This is a genomic window from Burkholderia sp. Ac-20345, from assembly GCF_017104825.1.
In the GTDB taxonomy this organism is placed as follows: Bacteria; Pseudomonadota; Gammaproteobacteria; order Burkholderiales; family Burkholderiaceae; genus Burkholderia; species Burkholderia lata_B.
In genome coordinates this window covers 41,391-59,106 of record NZ_JAAGPO010000024.1, presented here as the reverse complement: position 1 = coordinate 59,106, position 17,716 = coordinate 41,391, and the positions used below count along the sequence as shown (strand labels likewise).

General features: G+C 64.5%; 15 protein-coding genes and 1 pseudogene. 7 read left to right on the top strand and 9 right to left on the bottom strand.

Translation table 11 applies throughout. From position 1 onward, the window contains the following. The first annotated feature begins 80 nt into the window (after nucleotides 1-80). The 4 genes from G3O06_RS11905 (at nucleotide 81) to G3O06_RS11895 (ending at nucleotide 4,161) form a co-directional block, all read left to right on the top strand. Complete coding sequence (locus G3O06_RS11905; protein WP_205816139.1) at nucleotides 81-1,319, top strand: CaiB/BaiF CoA-transferase family protein; 1,239 nt, start codon at nucleotides 81-83, stop codon at nucleotides 1,317-1,319. Between the two features lies 1 nt (nucleotide 1,320). Next, nucleotides 1,321-2,487, top strand: coding sequence for a CaiB/BaiF CoA-transferase family protein (locus tag G3O06_RS11900; RefSeq protein ID WP_205816138.1), 1,167 nt, complete (start codon nucleotides 1,321-1,323; stop codon nucleotides 2,485-2,487). Nucleotides 2,488-2,555: 68 nt separating this feature from the next. Continuing rightward, nucleotides 2,556-2,687: a hypothetical protein gene (locus tag G3O06_RS49670; RefSeq protein WP_277403710.1), complete on the top strand. Its 132-nt coding sequence runs from the start codon at nucleotides 2,556-2,558 to the stop codon at nucleotides 2,685-2,687. A 91-nt stretch (nucleotides 2,688-2,778) separates the two neighbouring features. Next, nucleotides 2,779-4,161 (top strand): MFS transporter, encoded by a 1,383-nt coding sequence (locus G3O06_RS11895; RefSeq protein ID WP_241019828.1) that lies wholly within the window; start codon nucleotides 2,779-2,781, stop codon nucleotides 4,159-4,161. Nucleotides 4,162-4,163: 2 nt separating this feature from the next. Here G3O06_RS11895 and G3O06_RS48990 read toward each other — a convergent pair. From G3O06_RS48990 to G3O06_RS11885, 3 genes and pseudogenes are all read right to left on the bottom strand, one after another. Continuing rightward, nucleotides 4,164-4,296, bottom strand: a pseudogene (locus G3O06_RS48990) (3-oxoacyl-ACP reductase); the annotation flags it as partial. A gap of 102 nt (nucleotides 4,297-4,398) precedes the next feature. Continuing rightward, nucleotides 4,399-5,676 (bottom strand): epoxide hydrolase, encoded by a 1,278-nt coding sequence (locus tag G3O06_RS11890; RefSeq protein ID WP_174970521.1) that lies wholly within the window; start codon nucleotides 5,674-5,676, stop codon nucleotides 4,399-4,401. Between the two features lie 204 nt (nucleotides 5,677-5,880). After that, nucleotides 5,881-6,585, bottom strand: a complete 705-nt coding sequence (locus G3O06_RS11885; RefSeq protein WP_034188601.1) for an SDR family oxidoreductase — start codon at nucleotides 6,583-6,585, stop codon at nucleotides 5,881-5,883. Nucleotides 6,586-6,719: 134 nt separating this feature from the next. Between G3O06_RS11885 and gcvA the strand changes: the two genes are divergently transcribed. After that, nucleotides 6,720-7,613: a transcriptional regulator GcvA gene (gcvA, locus tag G3O06_RS11880; RefSeq protein WP_174915732.1), complete on the top strand. Its 894-nt coding sequence runs from the start codon at nucleotides 6,720-6,722 to the stop codon at nucleotides 7,611-7,613. 16 nt (nucleotides 7,614-7,629) lie between these two features. Here gcvA and G3O06_RS11875 read toward each other — a convergent pair whose 3' ends face one another. The 6 genes from G3O06_RS11875 to G3O06_RS11850 form a co-directional block, all read right to left on the bottom strand. Next, nucleotides 7,630-8,217, bottom strand: coding sequence for a pyridoxamine 5'-phosphate oxidase family protein (locus tag G3O06_RS11875; protein ID WP_205816136.1), 588 nt, complete (start codon nucleotides 8,215-8,217; stop codon nucleotides 7,630-7,632). A gap of 95 nt (nucleotides 8,218-8,312) precedes the next feature. Next, on the bottom strand, nucleotides 8,313-8,504 hold the full coding sequence (locus tag G3O06_RS11870) for a hypothetical protein (protein WP_174999626.1): 192 nt from the start codon (nucleotides 8,502-8,504) through the stop codon (nucleotides 8,313-8,315). Nucleotides 8,505-8,516: 12 nt separating this feature from the next. Then, on the bottom strand, nucleotides 8,517-9,716 hold the full coding sequence (locus G3O06_RS11865) for a PLP-dependent aminotransferase family protein (protein ID WP_205816135.1): 1,200 nt from the start codon (nucleotides 9,714-9,716) through the stop codon (nucleotides 8,517-8,519). Nucleotides 9,717-10,028: 312 nt separating this feature from the next. Next, on the bottom strand, nucleotides 10,029-10,997 hold the full coding sequence (locus G3O06_RS11860; protein ID WP_205816134.1) for a hypothetical protein: 969 nt from the start codon (nucleotides 10,995-10,997) through the stop codon (nucleotides 10,029-10,031). A gap of 106 nt (nucleotides 10,998-11,103) precedes the next feature. Next, nucleotides 11,104-12,747, bottom strand: a complete 1,644-nt coding sequence (locus tag G3O06_RS11855) for a DUF2334 domain-containing protein (RefSeq protein ID WP_205816133.1) — start codon at nucleotides 12,745-12,747, stop codon at nucleotides 11,104-11,106. Nucleotides 12,748-12,759: 12 nt separating this feature from the next. After that, complete coding sequence (locus tag G3O06_RS11850; protein ID WP_241019824.1) at nucleotides 12,760-13,056, bottom strand: hypothetical protein; 297 nt, start codon at nucleotides 13,054-13,056, stop codon at nucleotides 12,760-12,762. An 889-nt stretch (nucleotides 13,057-13,945) separates the two neighbouring features. On the opposite strand from G3O06_RS11850, the gene G3O06_RS11845 reads away from it, so the two are divergent. Together G3O06_RS11845 and G3O06_RS11840 are read left to right on the top strand one after the other, a co-directional pair. Beyond that, complete coding sequence (locus tag G3O06_RS11845) at nucleotides 13,946-15,994, top strand: glycosyl transferase family protein (protein ID WP_346779509.1); 2,049 nt, start codon at nucleotides 13,946-13,948, stop codon at nucleotides 15,992-15,994. Further along, nucleotides 15,991-17,685 carry a bacteriophage N4 adsorption protein A gene (locus G3O06_RS11840; protein ID WP_205816132.1) on the top strand — a complete coding sequence of 565 codons (1,695 nt, stop codon included), beginning with the start codon at nucleotides 15,991-15,993 and terminating at the stop codon, nucleotides 17,683-17,685. The genes G3O06_RS11845 and G3O06_RS11840 overlap by 4 nt, the downstream gene beginning before the upstream one ends. Nucleotides 17,686-17,716 lie beyond the last annotated feature (31 nt).

The following is a 17,716-nucleotide window of genomic DNA, read 5'->3' as shown; positions in this document are numbered from 1 at the left end:
ATAGAAAAACCGGTCGATGACGCGAGCCCGCCGAAGAAAGAGCGGGCATCGGTCACACACAGGTTTTCCGGAGACAACGTATGTCGGTTACCAAACCATTGGCAGGCATCCGCGTCCTCGACCTGACCGTCGCGCTCGCGGGCCCCTATGGCTCCCTGTTGCTCGGTGGCCTGGGCGCCGAGGTCATTCGTGTCGAGTCCCCCGGCGGCGGCGACATCGCACGCAACAATCCCCCGTACGTCGGCAAGGACGGCGTCCACTTCGGTGTGAAGGGCGACGACGAAGTGTCGTTGACCACCCTCAACCGCGCGCGCAACAAGAAGAGCATCACGCTCGACCTGAAATCAGAACAGGGCCGTGCGCTGTTCATGGAACTGGTCAAGGAATCCGACGTCGTCATCGAGAACGCGAGCGAAGGCGTCACGGCGCGACTGGGCGTGGACTACGAGCGTGTGCGCAAGGTCAACCCGAAGATCGTCTATGCATCGGTCAAGGCGTTTGGCGAGCCAAGCCCATACCCGAAGCTCAAGGGCATGGACATCATCGTCCAGGCGCTGTCCGGCATCATGGACGTAACCGGGTTCGCCGACGGTCCGCCCACCCGCATCGGGATTCCGATGGCCGACATGATCGCGCCGTTGTTCGCTGTGAACGGCATCCTCGTGGCGCTGATTCATCGAGGCAAGACGGGCGAAGGGCAACAGGTGCAGGTGTCGATGCTCGATTGCCTCGCGTCGCTGGTGGCCGAGGAACATTTCGACATCTTCCACGCGCATGGCTACCCCAAGCGTTCGGGCAACTTCCAGGACCGCCTGGTGCCGTTCGGCGTGTACCGCACGAAAGACGGTCACGTCGCACTCGTCGCGTTCCAGCCCGACTGGTTCCAGAGCCTGACGGAAGCGATGGGACAACCCGAGCTGCTGAACGACCCGCGCTATGCCACGCGCGGCCCGCGCATGACACACGCAGCCGGGCTGAACACGCTCATCGAAGCGTGGACGCAGCAGCTCACCAGCGCCGAAGTCATCCACGAGTTGCAAGAGAAGCGCGGCGTTCCCGCCGCGAAAGTGCGCTCGCCCCAGGAGGTGCTGCATGACCCGGCGCTGCGGGAGCGTGGTGCGGTGGTCAGGCTGGAGCACCCTGGCCTCGCCGATGTCGACGCGATGGGCATGGGGCTGCCGATCAAGCTTTCCGGGACGCCCGTGCAGTTCGACCAGCCCGCGCAGGCGCTCGGTGCCGCCAACGACGAAATCTACCGGGGGCTGCTCAAGCGCTCCGAAGCCGAGCTGTCGCAGTTGCGCAGGGACGGAGTGATCTGAGATGACTGATACGCGAACCCGCTCCGGTCCGCTCGCGGGCATCAAGGTGGTGGAAATCGCCGGCATCGGCCCCGGGCCGCTGGCAGCGATGTTCCTGGCCGACCTCGGCGCGACCGTCATCCGTGTCGATCGCAAAGAGCCGTCCGGCCTCGGCGCGCCGCGCCCGGTGCAGTTCGATCTCGGGCTGCGCAACCGCAAGTCGATTCGCGTCGACCTGAAGGATCCGGCAGCCGTCGAGATGGTGCTCGAACTGGTCGATGACGCCGACGCGCTGATCGAAGGGTTTCGCCCGGGCGTGATGGAACGCCTGGGCCTCGGGCCCGATGTATGTCTCGCACGCAATCCGCGCCTCGTCTACGGCCGCGTGACCGGCTGGGGGCAGGACGGCCCGCTGTCGCAGGTGGCCGGGCACGACCTGAACTACATCTCGATCACCGGCGCGCTGCACGCGATGGGCCGCGCCGGGCAGGCGCCGACGCCGCCGCTCAACGTGCTCGGCGACTATGCGGGCGGCTCGCTGTACCTCGCGTTCGGGCTGCTCGCGGGCATCCTCGAAGCACGCGGTTCCGGTAAGGGCCAAGTGGTCGATGCCGCGATGGTGGACGGTGTCGCGTCGATCATGACGGTGATGATCGGCATGCATGCCGCCGGGATGCTAGCCAAAGAACGCGGCACCAACCTGGTCGACACGGGCGCGCACTTCTACGAGGTCTACGCCTGCGCCGACGGCAAGTACGTGAGCGTCGGCCCCATCGAAGGCAAGTTCTACCGGCTGCTGCTCCAACAGCTCGACCTGCAGGACCACCCGCTGCTGCAGGCGCAGATGGATCGCGCGCAGTGGCCACAGGCCAAGCAGGTGCTGGCCGCAAAGTTCAGCGAACGCACGCGCGACGAATGGGTACAGCGGCTCGGTCATCTCGACGTGTGCGTGGCTCCCGTGCTCGACTTCGACGAAGCACCGCGCCACCCGCACGCCCAGGCACGCGGCATGTTCGTCGACGTAGACGGCGTGACGCACCCGGCGCCCGGCCCGCGCTTCTCGCGCACGCCGGCAGCACTGCCCGAGGCGCCCGCGGCATTGAGTACCGAGAATGGCGTCGCCGCGCTGCAGGACTGGCTGCCTGAAGCACGCATCGACGCCTATCGCGCGCAGGGGGCGTTCATCTGATGACGACGAGGACGTGACGGTCTGAATCGTCATGCTCGCGGTGGGCAACCCGCAAGTGCACATCGCGCATGCCCTTCGGCGATGCGGGCAATCCGCGTGACGACGATGCGCGGTTCATCGCCTGCCGACTCGAGAACATGATCACCGGCTCGACGAAGCCGCGCCTTACCGGTTTGACGCTACTGCGAATGACGGCATGAACCCACCGCCACTCACGCCGCGTCTTCCGGGCCCGAAAAATAATAGTTAAAACAACTGAATGATGACATTGGAGGAGATATGAAGCATGCCATGAATGAAGTCCCGCCTGTCGGCGGCCCGAGCGACTCGCCGGCGGGACGAACTGCCGTCCAGACCGTGCATGACAGCCTGCGGTCGTGGTACATCCTGATCATCCTGATGCTCGCGTATTCGCTGGCGTACATCGATCGCCAGCTCCTCAACCTGCTCGTCGACCCGATCCGCCATTCGCTGGCGATCTCCGACACCCAGCTCAGCCTCGTCCAGGGCATTGCGTTCATTTCCGCGTACCTGATCGCGTCGCCGCTGTTCGGCCGTCTCGTCGACATCACCAACCGTCGCAACATCCTGCTGATCGGCATCTGTCTGTGGTGCAGTTTCACGGTCTTGTGCGGCAAGGCCACGACATTCGAAGGTTTGTTCCTCGCACGCTTCGGCGTCGGCGCCAGCGAAGCCTGCGTGTTCCCGATTGCACTGTCGATGATCGCCGACTGCTTTTCGGCAAAGCAGATGCCACGCGCAATGAGTGTCTTCGTCCTCGGCCCGTTGCTCGGCGGGGGGCTCTCGCTCGTCGCCGGCGGCCTCGTCATCTCGTTCGCGCGCGACGTCCACCAGCGTATCCCGGTGCTCGCCGGATTCGAGACCTGGCAGCTGGCCTTCGTGCTGATCGGTCTGCCCGGCATTCTGTTCGCGCTACTGGTAGGGCTGACGGTGCGAGAGCCGGTGCGCGGCAAGGTCGCCAGCGGCAGAGCGGACGAGCGTCAGTACACGACCCGCGAATCGCTCGCATTTCTTTGGGAACGACGCAGGTTCTACGCGCGCATCCTGCTGGGCGTCGGCATGCTGGCGATCGTCGTGCTCGGCATGCCGGCATGGATGCCGGCTTACCTGATTCGCGCGCACGGGATGCCCGCCGCACAGGTCGGATTCCGCTTCGGCGTGCTGGTCGTCGGCTTCGGCATCGCAGGCGTGCTGACCGGGCCATGGATTTCCCGCCGGCTCGAAAATCGAGGCTACGAGGACGCGCCGCTTCGCACCGCCGCGATATCGATGATTCCAATGATGATCTGCTGCGCCAGCATTCCGTTCGCAACCGGCACGATGGGCGCGCTGGCTGCCGCGGCCGGCACCGTGTTCTTCTTCAGCCTGCCGACCGGCTGCATGGCCGCGGCCCTGCAGAACGTCGCACCCAGCCGGATGCGCGGCATCGTCGGCGCGCTCTACTCGTTCTTTGCCCAGTTGATCGGCTTCGGACTCGGGCCGACGTTGATCGCGCTCGTCACGGACCGCGTGTTCGGCAATCCGAAGATGACCGGCAACTCGATCGGCATCGTCTGCACGATTGCGGCGGTACTGGCCGCCTGGCTGCTGTTCACGGCGCTGCCGCCTTACCGGCGCTTGCTTGCGGAAGAGCGCGGACACAAAGCTGATTGACGGTACGCGGCCGGCTTCGCGATCTCGCGGAAGCGGCCGGCCGGCACGCGCGACGGTCTCCGGCGTTTCCGGCCAGCTATCGATGTAGCCCGGCAGCACCGCGCTCATCCGGATGCTCCCGGCCGCATGGCGCTCCGGGCAAGGGCACCGCCACGCGCTCGACACCACGCGTCACACCCACGAAAACGAACGCCGGCCGCATGACCACCGGCCCGCGTTCGCCCGTCCCTCCTCCGCTTACACGCGTCGCAACGGCCGGAACCCGGCACGCACTTCACGAGCAAACAGTTCCGGCTCCTCCCATGCCGCGAAGTGCCCGCCCTTGTCGACTTCGTTGAAGTAGATCAGGTTGTGATAACTGCGCTCGGCCCAGCTGCGCGGCGCCTGGTAAATCTCGCCCGGAAACACCGTGATCGCGGCCGGCAGCGAGATGTCCACCGCGTTGAAGTTGTTCGAGTGATCCTCCCAATAGATCTGCGCGGCGGACGTCGCGGTGTTCGTCAGCCAGTACAGCGAGATGTCGTCGAGAATCTCGTCGCGCGGAATCGAGCGTTCGGGCACGCCGCCGCTGTACGTCCACTGCGAGATCTTGTCGTACATCCATGCAGCCTGCCCGGACGGCGAATCGGCGAGCGCATAGCCGACCGTCTGCGGGCGCGTGACCATCATCGCCGAGTAGCCGCAGTTGTCGCGATAGAACGTCGCGAGCTTCTCGTACGCGGCCTTCTCCTTCGGCGACAGCGAAGCCGGCGCGGGTGCATCGGTCGCGAGCAGCGTCGCGATATCCGGCGGCACCGTCGCCGGCATGTTCACGTGAATCCCGGCCAGGCCCTGCACGCGCTGCATCGCCATCCGGTGCGAGATCACCGAGCCGCAGTCGCCGCCCTGCGACACGAAGCGCGTATAGCCGAGCCGCGCCATCAGTTCGCCCCACGCGCGCGCGATGTGGTCGGAGCCCCAGCCGGTCTGCGTCGGCCGGCCCGAGAAGCCGAAGCCCGGCAACGACGGCACGACGACGTGAAACGCATCGTCCGCGCTCGCGCCGTGCGCGGTCGGATCGGTCAGCGGGCCGATCGCCTTCAGCAACTCGAAGATCGAGCCCGGCCAGCCGTGCGTCATGATCATCGGCATCGCGTTCTCGTGCCGCGAACGCACGTGGATGAAATGAATGTCGAGCCCGTCGATTTCCGTGATGAACATCGGGAAACCGTTCAGGCGCGCCTCGCCCTTGCGCCAGTCGTAGTCGGTGCCCCAGTAACGCAGCAGCGCCTGCATGCGGGCAAGCCGCACGCCTTGTGATTCGTCGGCGACGGTCTCGCGGCCCGGCCAGCGCGTCGCGGCAATGCGGCGGCGCAGGTCGGCCACCGCTTCATCGGGAATGTGCGCGGTGAACGGGCGTATCCCGCTGTTACCGGTCGCCGCATGCAGCGCGGTGGGCAGCATCGCCGAGACCCCGGCGGCCACGGATGTGGCCAGCAGGTGGCGACGCATCGGGGAAAACGGTGTGGAAGACATCGTTCGGCATCTCCTTTCGTGAAGTGGAAAGTGAACATGCCGCGCGCGGGAAACGCGCCTTCGCTTTCAATCCGGCGCGCCCTCGTCACGCGGCGTCGCCCATTTGAAAGGTCTGATGTATCCCGGATTTGTCTGATTTGTACGCGTTTGTAGCGGTTGCGCGGCGAGCGGCGCAGCCCGTGCTGCCGCTCGCCCGCGCGACGCTCAGAGCGCCTTGACGATCGCGCCGTCGACGCGAATGTTTTGCCCGGTGATGTAGCCCGCGCCGTCGGACAGCAGGAACGCGACCGTCTTCGCGATTTCACCGGTCTTGCCGAAGCGGCCGGCCGGAATGCGTGCGACGATCTCCGGCGTTTCCGGCCAGCTGTCGATGAAGCCGGGCAGCACCGCGTTCATCCGGATGTTCTCGGCCGCATAGCGTTCCGCGTAAAGACGCGTCCACGCGCTCAACGCCGCGCGCAGTGCCGACGAAACGGGCATCGGCTGCTCGGGCGCGTCCGCCGCGAAGCTCGAGATGTTGACCACCGCGCCGCCGCCCTGCTTCTGGAAGATCGGCGTCACGCGGCGCATCACGCGCACCACGTTCAGCAGGATCAGGTCGAGCCCCGCGTGCCAGTTGTCGTCGGTGATCGCCAGCAGATCGCCCTTCGGCGGGTGCCCTGTATTGTTCACCACCGCGTCGATGCGGCCGTAGCGAGCGACAGTTTCCTGCACGAGCCGGTCGATGTCGGCTTCTTCCGTCACCGAGCCCTGGATGCCGAACCCGCCCAGTTCCTCGCCGAGCGCCACCGCGCTGCCCGACGGCGACATCAGCGCGACGCGATAGCCCGTCGCCGCCAGTTCGCGCGCGATCGCCGCGCCCATGCCCTTGCCCGCCGCCGTGATCAACGCCACTTTTTCTACAGTCACGATTTGCTCCTGGTTCGAATCCTGCCGCCGCGCAGCCGCCGTTCGGCGCGCCATAGTGGTAATGTAGGCGCATCATTCACGACTGTCGAACCAGTATTTCTGCCTCCAGCCGATAGTTTTTCTACAGCCTGACGATGCCGCCTCGCCCCTCCCGCCTGCCGCCGCTGAATGCGCTTCGCGCGTTCGAAGTGTCCGCGCGGCACCTCAATTTCCGCGCCGCGGCCGACGAGATCGGCGTCACGCAGGGCGCCGTCGCGCAGCAGGTGCGCCACCTCGAGGACGTGCTCGGCCTGAAGCTGTTCGAACGCCTGCCGCGCGGGCTCGCGCTGACACACGACGGCGCCGCGTATTTCTCCGACGTGCAGCGTGCACTGCACGCGATCGCCGACGCGACCGACAAGCTCGTGAAGCGGCGCGCCGCGCTGACGATCAGCACGACGCCGTCGTTCGCGTCGAAATGGCTGATCCCGCGGCTCGCGCAGTTCACCGACGCGCATCCCGATTACGACGTGCGCGTGATCGCCGACTCGCAGATCGCAACGTTCCGCCATGACGGCGTCGATCTCGCGATCCGCTACGGCAAGCCGCCGTTCGGCAAGCATCTCGCCACGCATGCGCTGTTCCCACTCGACGTGTGTGCGGTGTGCAGCCCAGCGCTGCTGGCTGCGCCCGCGTCGCCGCGCGCGCTCGCGGGCCACGTGCTGCTGCACGACGCGCACGACCTGTGGCCCGAGTTCCTCGCCGCGATGCCCGAGCCCGTCGACATCGATCCGCACAAGGGGCTGCGCTTCAACCAGACGTCGCTCGCGATCGATGCGGCCGTCGCCGGCCAGGGCATCGCGCTCGCGACCGATCCGCTCGTCGAACGCGACATCGCCGCGGGCCGGCTGTGCAAGCCGTTCGATTTCGCGTTTCCGCTGTCGGTGGGGTTCTATCTCGTGTATCCGGCCGAGCGGCGCGACGACGACGCAATCGTCGTGATGCGCGAGTGGATGGCCACGCAGGCCGTGTCGGACGGGCGCCCTTGAGCGGGCTTTGGCAGCGTCAGGGCGCGATCCAGCGGCCTTCGTAGCCACATTCGTGCAGGTCGAACACCGCGCGGCGATGGCCGGTGCGTGCGAGCTCGAGCCAGTCGATGCGCGTCACGGTCACGTGAAGCAGGCAGAAGTTGTCGTAGCCGTCATCGGTTGATGCGGCGCTGCCGACATGCGCGGCTTCAGGCGACTCGACCGGCGTGCCCGGCGGCAACGGTGCGCAATACAGCAGCAGCGTATGCGGGCGGCTCGATTGCCAGATCGCGCGCCGTTGCGCATCGTCGTCGCAGATCGATGCAACGCCTTCCACGCGAATCTGCACGAGCGCATCGAGATCGTTGGCGACGAGCGCGATGCGCGGATCGCGGCGCAGCTCGGCGACCTTCTCCGAGCGTGCATCGGTATGAAACGACAGCACACGATCGGCGCGGCTCACCTGCCGCAACACGATCGTGCGGACCTTCGGCGCACCGTCGACGCCGAGCGTCGCGGCCTGCAGCATCGTGAACGGCGAGCGCTGCGCGCTCACGCCGGATTCGAGGCAGGACCACAGGCGCTCGTACGTTTGCGCGAGCGATTCGGAAGTGGAGTCGGGCATGACGAGGCAGCGAACGGGCGGGTTGCGATCGCGCAAGCTTAACCGTTCGCGGCGGCAGCGGCACGCGCGCGGCGCGCCGGCCGTTGCCGTGCGGGTCAGTTGTAGCCGAGTACGACCGATGCCGCGTCGCCGATGTCGGCCGCCGGCTCCGCGCCGAAACGGCCGAGCACGTCGGCCACGTACTGCGGCCCTGCGCTGATCTGCGACGAACGGTGCGCAACCGGCCGGCTATCGCCCGCGCCCGGTGCTGCGCCCATCGATACGGTGTCGTTGACGGTGATATTCATGTTGATGTCTCCTCACGCGGCCAGCGCCGCACCATACGCGCGCACGAGGCGCGCAACGCCTTCCCGGATCGCGTCGACGTCCGGCGCGGCGAACGACAGGCGCAGCGATGCCGCGTCGACGTTGTCCGCGAAGAATGCCTTGCCCGGCACGAACACGATCTTGTTCGCGATCGCCTGTTGCAGCAGCACGTCCGACGACACTGCGCCGATCCGCGCCCACACGAACATCCCGCCTTCGGGACGATGGAATTCGATCGCATCGCCAAGACCGTCACGCAGCGCGTCGCACATCGCATCGCATTTGCGCTGGTACGCGGCCGTGATGCGCGGCAGATGGCGTTCGAGCGCGCCGTCGGCCAGATATTCGGCGGCGGCCGCCTGTGTCCACGGCGTGCTGCACAGATCGACCGTCTGCTTCGCGATCACGCAGCGCCGCGCGATCTCGGCCGGCGCGATCGTCCAGCCCACGCGCAGCCCGGGCGCGACGATCTTCGACAGGCTCGCGAAATGCACGATCCAGTCGCGCGCGCCGTCCACTTCGTCGGCCAGCGCGAGCATCGACGGCACGGTTTCGCCCGTGAAACGCAGGTCGCCGTACGGATCGTCCTCGATGATCAGGAAACGGTATTGCACTGCGAGACGCAGCAGCTTCAGCCGGCGCTCGCGCGTGAGCGTCGCGCCCGTCGGGTTCGCGAAGGTCGGGACCGTGTAGAGCAGCTTCGGCTGCGCGATCGCACCGGACGCGAGCTGTTCACCGAGACGATCGACGTCGAGACCCGCGCCGTCGACCGGAATCGTCACGATGCGCGCCTGCTGCAGACGCATCGCCTGCAGCGTCGCCGGGTAAGCCGGCTGCTCGGTCAGCACGACGTCGCCGGGCGACACCATCACGCGCAGCAGCAGGTCGAGGCCCTGTTGCGAACCGGTCGTCACGAGCAGTTCGGCCGGCGTGCATGCCACGCCGCGGCGCGCCATCAGCGCGATCAGTTGCTGCTTCAGTTCGGCGAGGCCGTCGGTCGGGCCGTATTGCAGGCAGCGCACGGGCTGCGCGTACGCGCGCTCGGCGGCTGCGTTCAGGCCGTCGACGTCGAACAGGTCGCTGGCCGGATAGCCGCCCGCGAACGAAATCATGCCCGGTTCGGACAGGTACTTGAACAGTTCGCGGATCGGCGAGCCGGCGGGATTCTGGAATGAGGGAGTGAACGCGTACATGTCGTCGTGAGCTGGATGGCGCGGACGGCCGGGATAGCCGCCAGATACCGGCCACCGAGGCGCTTCTGGCGCCACGGCGGTGAAATCGAGCCACGATTGTCGATAGTCATTAAGGCCGCGGCAAACGATATCTATGCACTAGGTCTTGCGGTTTGGTCATCAAATGGGGGATTGGCGGGCGACGCGAAACGCCCCGTGCGCCAGCGCGCCGGCACCGGGTTCCGGGCACGTGTTGCCGCGAGAAAGCCAATCCGCCCGATTGTTTCGCGATGCACGTACCCTGCCCGCGCCGCTTGCCGGCATCGAGCCGAATCAGTGCGGCGTCCCGGAAGGCTCGGCCGACGGCGGCTTGGGCTTCCACGTCGAGAGCGCGCGCGTGAGATCGTCCGACACATAGTGCGGACCATCGAACAGATAGACCGGATAGCCGCGATACGCCACCAGTTGCTTGCCCAACTCGTCGGCGCTGGCTGAACGGAACCCGCCCCGCTCGGCGGGCCGGAACGCCTCGGCGATGACCCGCACGCGTTGCTTGCCCAATCTTGCAACCAGCTCGTCGAGGTAGCTGCGTGCGACATACGGCTCGCGGGCATAGACGCCGCAGCCGTCCTGGAAGAACACGCCGACGTCCGCGGGCAGCCACGCTGCGAGCCACTCCGCGAGCGCCTTTCCACCGATATTGGTCTGGTCGTACACGCTCACCCAGAGCGGCCTCGGCAGCCGTTGCAGGATCGCGGCGAGCTTCGGCGCGTCCTGCCAGGTCGGATCGATCTCGACCGGGAAGTAGTAGCCGGTGACATGCAGCGGAACCGGTGCGTGCGCCACTTCCAGGGACTGGTCGGCGAGCGTCGCCAGATGGGTGCGCGCACGTTTTTCGTCCTGGTAGCCGGCCAGCCCCAGGATCACGTTTCTGGCCCATGGCTCACGACTGATACGTTCCCAGTCGGGAAGGTGCGCAGCAGGCTGGATGCGGGTGTTGGCGATGAACGCGGTATCGTCGACGACGGCCCATTGAATCAGCAGATCGTGTATGCCGAGCATCTGCCAGTTGCCGACCGGATTCGTCGTCGAGTTGTCCACCTGCCAGACGATGCCGTCCGCGTGCACATCGTGCGCGGTCCAGCTGCAGGCGGCCACGACGAGCGATGCGCCGATCGCCGCGAGCGTCGCCGCCCGGGGCGAACGCGGCGCGGCGGCGAGCGGGCCCGGTCGCCCTGCGAGCCGAAGCCGGACCATACGCCGTTGAATCCTGCGCCAGGCCGGGATCGCGTACCTAGTCATCGCTGGTTCCCCGCAAACTTGTCTGCGCGTCATCGTAGCCGATCAAACGCAAACGTGCGACCCGCATTGTCAATGCGGGTCGCACGGGGCTGTCGCTACGCCGGCGTCACTTGGCCGTCGTGCCGTCCACCCACTTGTAGCCGAGATTCGTAATGCCGGTAATCATGCTCTGGAAGTCCTGGTATGCCGGCAATCCGAGATCGGGCTCAAGCCAGTACGGATGGAAGAAAAAGGACGCGAAGCCGTCCCGCACCGCCAGACCATACTGGGCATTGGTCACGATTTGCTGCCACGTGTACGTGATGCACGAGAACGGGTCGATATTGCAGATGTTGTACTGCACGCTGCCCAGGTTCTCCGGAACGATCCGCTGCCCGTAGTAATCGGTGTTGATGATGTACGGGAAAAACTGCCCGGCGGAAAAGTCCTGGTTGGCGGCACCCGTTCCGAGTTGCGGATTGGCCGCGGTGTAATACACGGCCCGCTGGAACGTGGTCGGGAACGTGAGGGCCGTCGCAGACGACGCGGCCGGCGACATCTGGTACTGCGGCGCGGCCCAGCCGACGACCTTGTAACCGTTGAGCGTGAACTCGAGCAGGCCATCGGCCATTCTACCTTCCGCCCACGGGATGGAGTCCTCATCAACTGGCCGGTTCTGCACTGCGTACCAGAACTCGTAGTCGCTGCCGCTGACTGCATTCAGCAGGTTCGGCGTCGAATCGTACTGGTGCGTATACCCGTGCATCACGATCGAGCCGCCGCGCAAAAGCGCGTAATTCAACGCTTTCTTGAGGCCCGTTGCCTGCGCCAGATGGATCGTCTCCGGCACGCCGCCGTTGTAAAAGCCGTTCGGGTCCGTATACAACGGGATGGTTGCCATCGTGAACGGGATCTTCTTCGAGTACATGTAGTTCGTCAGCAGTTGCATCGAACTCGTGGTCGTGTACGCGTCGAGGTCCTCCAGGCGGATGAGCGCACGATGATTCACCGGTGCATTGGTCTGCAGGATGTCGTGCAGGATGTCGCAAATCACCAGGTAGCGATCCGTCGGGCCGATGTAGGAAAACGGCATGTCCGCGAAGTACCAGAAGTTGCCCGAGCGCATGATGTACGGAGCGCTTGCGCCGCTCTGGCTGTTCTTGATGGTGACGAGCGCCTGCGCCTTGGTGGCATCGACGACCTGGGTCAGGCCGACATCCGGATCCGCGCTGATGACGCCGGTCGATGCGTTATACGCGTAGTACTTGACCATCGACAGGTTCTTGTACGTGACCGTATCGTAGAAGCCGGGATTCGGATTGCTCGACGACGGCGTCGCGTTCATCCCGGCGAGGCCCACGAAGCTGAACCCGAAGGTCTGGTTGAACGTGTAGGCCGTGTTCCATGCCAACTGCCACAGGTTGTACTTGAACCAGACCACCGTCTTCTTGGTGGTCATCACGTCGCTCATGAACGCCGCCGGAATCGGGTTGTTGTAGTAGTCGCCGATATAGAACGTGGCGTCGTGATTCCCGACCATGCCGGACGTGTAATTCTGGATCGGAACCAGATCGACCGTCGTATTGAAGTGACCCAGCAGGTTCCTCAGCATGATGCTGTACATCAGGCCCAGCTTCGAAAACGGATCGTTGGCCGGATTGTCGTACAGGATGAGCGTATGGGCGGTGGTGGTCTGCGCGTGCGCGGTGCCCGGCAATGTCATTTGCGCGAGCCCCGCAAGCAGGGCAATAACGAGCAAGATCTTTTTCATGGCCGTTTCTCCCTAGTCACGTTCCACATTGCCGTTGGTTTTGCTGACAGACTTCTTGCTGAACTTCGGGCGGCCCGTTTCCTTGTACGCCTTTTCCCAATCCTCCTCGGACATGCCGGCTTTCACGGTGACGTGTGCCGAGCCGTTCGGCAGCGGAGGCGGCTTGATCGTCAGGGCAGAGGAATTACTCGTCTGCTGCGCACCCACATCCTGAACGCCGACGGCGAAGATGAGCATGGTGATCAACGCGACGATCGATCCGGCGGCGCTCAACCCGTTTCGAAAAGATTGATTGCGATGCGAAGGCATGATTTTCATCCTTTGATATGCAAAATAAGTTCATCTCGCTCACGAAACGAACACGGCTAATCACCATCCGGAATCGGGGCGCTATGTCGTTAAGCTTTTGATGCGCAATTGAAACCAGACAAATAAATCCGGGAGGAGATGGCTTTACTTTCAAGCTAGAACCGTACCATCGGTCGCAAATGGGCATAGCGCCAAGGCGCCGAAAATGGCGCACCGCTGCAGCTCGAAAATGCTTCGATAAAACGTTTCAGGCATGCAACGCGGCGGTGTCACGAATTTAATCGGACAAACGCGCGACACCTGCTCTTGCGCCCAAGGTAAGACCTGTTGCGCTCTATGCCTCGCGGATCGCGATGCGACGATCGCCGTGGGTCGCACGCTCGCATGCGCCACAACGACTGACACGCCGGATTTTCGGGTTCCACGCCAATCCGCCCTGCCGGTCACCGCTGGAATCGCGTGACGATTTGCAGAGGGCCGCAGCCGAGGCCCGGCAGAAGGTCTGAAAACGATGTGTCATCCGGTCGATCGACCGCGTGTTTCAGCGCTGAAACATTTGGCTCGGATTCGGCGGGCCGATCCTGTGAGGCGTCCCGCGACGCCCGCACGCTCAAGGGTCGCGCAGCGATGGCGCACGACTTGCTACATGAGCTGTGTGCTGCGGAGTCGGTACGCGGGGGCACTGCGCGTGCGTCGGGTGTAGAGCGGCTGCAAGCGTTGAGGAATGCAGGGACGGAGGCAGGCAAGCGGTAAACGGGCTGTCAAAAAGTCATCCACTGAATGCGTTGCATCGTTCGCGATGTGACCTGGCCAAATCGAGGAATCTTGCGTCCTGCGCGACGCTTTTTCGAGCGGCAGGAATTCGTGTGGCGCAAGCCACGTAGTGGACGTGACGGGGACGACGAGGACGGGGAACGTTTCGTCTTGTGTCGATACGAGGGGAAATAATCAAATACAAGATAAAAGTGCGGATAAAATGATGGATAACATGATTTGGAGTGCATACTTATATGCACTTAACCTTGTCGCCATTGTGACCGCAATCGTCATCCTGGTGAGCACACTGGATGACCTCACGCTGGACGCCTGTTACTGGTCATTTGAAATCCGGCGCATCCTGCGCCGCGAAAAATCGCAAACGGTCGATATCGGCATGCTGCGCGCGCAGGAAGAGCGACATCTGGCGCTGATGGTTCCGGCCTGGAAGGAATACGACGTCATCGCCAAGATGATCGAAAACACGTTGGCGACCCTCGAGTACGAGCGATACGTGATATTCGTCGGCACCTATCACAACGATGCCGAGACCACAGCCGAGGTCGAACGCATGGTTCGCCGCTACCCGGGCAGGGTCACGCGCGCGACGGTCATGAACGACGGGCCGACCTGCAAGGCGGACTGCCTGAACTGGATCATCGAGGCCATCCTGCGCTACGAATCGATCCATCACATTCAGTTCGCGGGCGTCGTGATGCACGACTGCGAGGACGTCATTCATCCGGTCGAACTCAAGTATCTCAATCACGCGGTTGCAGATAGCGACCTGGTCCAGCTTCCCGTGCTGTCGTTACCGCGGAAATGGAACGAGTTCGTCGCCGGATGCTACATGGACGACTTCAGCGAAACGCACCAGAAGGATGTACCGGTGCGCGCCCGGCTGACCGGCATCGTCCCGGGCGCGGGCGTGGCGTCGTGCTACAGCAGGCGCTCGATCGAAGCAGCGATGAAGGAACGCAACGGCTCTCCGTTCAACACCAGTTCGCTGACCGAGGACTACGACTTCAGCTTCCGGCTGAGAGACCTGGGGATGAAGGAAACCTTTGCGTGCATTCCGCTGACGGGGATCACGCGTGATGCAGAGGACAAACGCGCGCAGGGTGGCGCCGCCAATCGAAACCTGCTGGCCACGCGCGAGTATTTTCCGAAAACATTTCGTACCGCATACCGTCAGCGCACACGCTGGATCCTCGGCATTGCCTTCCAGGGCTGGGAGCAACTCGGCTGGAAAGGCAATCTGCTCACCCGATACATGTTCTTCCATGATCGCAAGGGCATCGTGACCTCGCTGTTTTCGGTCATTGCCTATGGCGTGCTGATCAACTTCCTGTTGCTCGGCGCGCTTCAGAGAGCCGGCCATGTCATCCCGGACGGCGCCCCGCTCGTCATGGCGAGCCAATGGGTCGCACCGCTGCTGTGGATCAACACCGCGATGCTGTTCGCGCGCGCCGGGCAGCGCTTCCATTTCGTCAGCAAGCTGAACGGCCCGACCCAGGGGCTGCTGTCGATTCCGCGGATGTTCGTCAACAACCTGATCAATTTCTACGCGGTGTGCCGTGCGTGGCGCATCTATATCCGCCACCTGGTGACCGGCAAGCCGATCGCCTGGGACAAGACCAGTCATACCTACCTGTCGAACGAAGCGCTCGGGAAGGCACGCCTGAAAGTCGGCGAGATCCTGGTCGGCTGGGGCGTGGTCACGCTGGAGCAGTTGCAGGCGAGCCTCGAGAAACAGCTGACCTGCGGCAGGCGGCTGGGAGAGCTGCTGGTCGAAGGCTGCGCGATCTCCTCCGAATCGCTGGCCGATGCGATCGCCGAACAAGCCGAGCTGCCGCGGGTGAGCCTCGGCAATGTCGCGGTGGGCCACTTCGCGGATTCGCTGGCATTCGAGCTGCAGTACGCGTACCGTGCCGTCCCGTTTTCGACGGCGGATGACGGTACGTTGAACGTGGCGGTCGGGCGGCCGCTCAGCCAGGACGAACAGGATGTCGTGCGACGGGGAGCGCGATCGAATGTTGCCTACTTCATCGCCTGCGATGCGGAGATTGCCGCCGAACTCTCGCGGCACTCGCGCTTCGTCGAACTCGCGCGCGTACGCGACGGCGATCCGGCTGCGCAGGAAGGCTCCCCCGTGAAAAAACCGTCGGGAGAACAGGCATGAAGCATTCGACATTCCCGATCGCGACCAGCCTCAAGCGCTGCGCGCGGTTGAGCGCACTGGCGATCGCCGTGTCGCTGGCCTGGCAGGCGCCGGCATCGGCTGCGCAGCAACTGACGCCCAAGGCCTACAAGCTCGCCGACAGCGCCTACAAGGCGATCAATGCCGGCGACCTGCCTCTCGCGGAAGTGTATGCGTCGCGCGCCATCAAGATTCAGCCCGGAAGCGAACAGCTCGGGCTGCTGCTCGTCGACGTATACAGACGGGAAGGAAAGGTCGACGAAGCGGACGCGATGGTGGAATCGCTGCTCGTTCGTTTTCCGAAGAGTGCGGCGGTACGCGCGCAGCATGGCTACCTGGCGCAACGCCAGATGCGCTACGACGTCGCCTGCAGCGATTTCTCGGCCGCCGTCACGACCGGAAAGTGGAGCAAGGAACAGCAGCGCAACCTGCGTCTCGCCTGGGCGGACAGCGCGCTCGCAGCGAAGCTTCCGCATGAAGCCGGCATCGCGCTGGCGCCGCTGGCCGATGAAAAATCGGCTGTGGTCCAGGTGCGTATCGCACAGATGAGCCTGCAGGCAGGCGACCGCGACACCGCCATTCGCATGGCGGACCTGGCGGCCGGCGACGCGACGAACGACGGTGAGCGCAACATGGCCGCGTCGATCGCGGCGCAGGCGCGGCAGGACGATCAGTCCGATCAGGCGCCGGTGGACAATACCGCGCAACAGAAGTTGCAGGAGGCCTATGACCTCCTGCGCGACCACAAGGATCGCGAGGCGCTCGACGCATTTCAGGAGGGATTTTCCGGCGGTGCCGGCAACGCGATGAACTACGCGGACGCGGGCTACGCCGCCAAGCGGATCGGGCTGAACCAGGAATCCATCGATCTGTTCGAGCACAGCCTCGACGCCGATGAAAACGAACACACCTTCGATGCGCAGCACAAGTTCGGTTATCGGCGGGAGGTCGAGCAGCTTCAGCGCAGTTGGGGTTTCGTGCTGAGCGCGCCGTACCAGCAGGCTGCGTTCGGTTCGCAAGGCACCATCAGCGTGTTGCAGCCGGGTGTAGAAGTGTATTGGCAGCCGCCGAAGATCGGCTATCAGAACGGCCGCATCTTCCAGTTCTTCGTGCGCGGATACGGCACGGCCTACGACGGATCGGGCAACACGACCGGACTGCCGACCGTGCAGGGTTCGGTGGGCGCGCGCTACAAGCCGCTGCCCGACCAGAACGTCGTGCTGACCGCCGAGCGGCTGTTCCATGTCGGCAGCCTGTCGATGACGGACTGGCTGATGCGCCTGGGTTATTCGTCGGAAGGCGGGACCGACCTGAGGGTCACCGAACCGAGCTGGCGCAGCTGGCAGGCGTATGTCGAGGGCGCTTACTTCATCAGCGCGGGGCGATACATCATTTATTCGGAGTTGCGTTACGGGCACACGTGGCGTTTGCCGATGATCAGCGATCGGCTGACCATCTACCCGCACGCCGCGGTGGCCGGCGATCACGACAATCGGCAGCCGGACAAGACGGCGATCGGCGCCGGGCCCGGCATCCAGGTTCGGTACTGGTTTCGCGAAGGCCGATATAGCGCACCGGCAAGCTATCTGGATGTCACGGTGCAATACCGGTTCGGGTTGACGTCAGCGGCACGCGCACGTGGTCTCGTGGTACGCGCGACATTGTGGTTCTAGCCATCGACGCTGACGCTTGTTCTTGAACGGC

Bases quoted from the DNA above. Each gene is read 5' to 3' on its own strand.
- G3O06_RS11905 (WP_205816139.1), top strand. From the start codon at position 81: ATGTCGGTTACCAAACCATTGGCAGGCATCCGCGTCCTCGACCTGACC.
- G3O06_RS11900 (WP_205816138.1), top strand. From the start codon at position 1,321: ATGACTGATACGCGAACCCGCTCCGGTCCGCTCGCGGGCATCAAGGTG.
- G3O06_RS49670 (WP_277403710.1), top strand. From the start codon at position 2,556: ATGCCCTTCGGCGATGCGGGCAATCCGCGTGACGACGATGCGCGGTTC.
- G3O06_RS11895 (WP_241019828.1), top strand. From the start codon at position 2,779: ATGAATGAAGTCCCGCCTGTCGGCGGCCCGAGCGACTCGCCGGCGGGA.
- G3O06_RS11890 (WP_174970521.1), bottom strand. From the start codon at position 5,676: ATGTCTTCCACACCGTTTTCCCCGATGCGTCGCCACCTGCTGGCCACA.
- gcvA (WP_174915732.1), top strand. From the start codon at position 6,720: ATGCCGCCTCGCCCCTCCCGCCTGCCGCCGCTGAATGCGCTTCGCGCG.
- G3O06_RS11875 (WP_205816136.1), bottom strand. From the start codon at position 8,217: ATGCCCGACTCCACTTCCGAATCGCTCGCGCAAACGTACGAGCGCCTG.
- G3O06_RS11870 (WP_174999626.1), bottom strand. From the start codon at position 8,504: ATGAATATCACCGTCAACGACACCGTATCGATGGGCGCAGCACCGGGC.
- G3O06_RS11865 (WP_205816135.1), bottom strand. From the start codon at position 9,716: ATGTACGCGTTCACTCCCTCATTCCAGAATCCCGCCGGCTCGCCGATC.
- G3O06_RS11860 (WP_205816134.1), bottom strand. From the start codon at position 10,997: ATGACTAGGTACGCGATCCCGGCCTGGCGCAGGATTCAACGGCGTATG.
- G3O06_RS11855 (WP_205816133.1), bottom strand. From the start codon at position 12,747: ATGAAAAAGATCTTGCTCGTTATTGCCCTGCTTGCGGGGCTCGCGCAA.
- G3O06_RS11850 (WP_241019824.1), bottom strand. From the start codon at position 13,056: ATGCCTTCGCATCGCAATCAATCTTTTCGAAACGGGTTGAGCGCCGCC.
- G3O06_RS11840 (WP_205816132.1), top strand. From the start codon at position 15,991: ATGAAGCATTCGACATTCCCGATCGCGACCAGCCTCAAGCGCTGCGCG.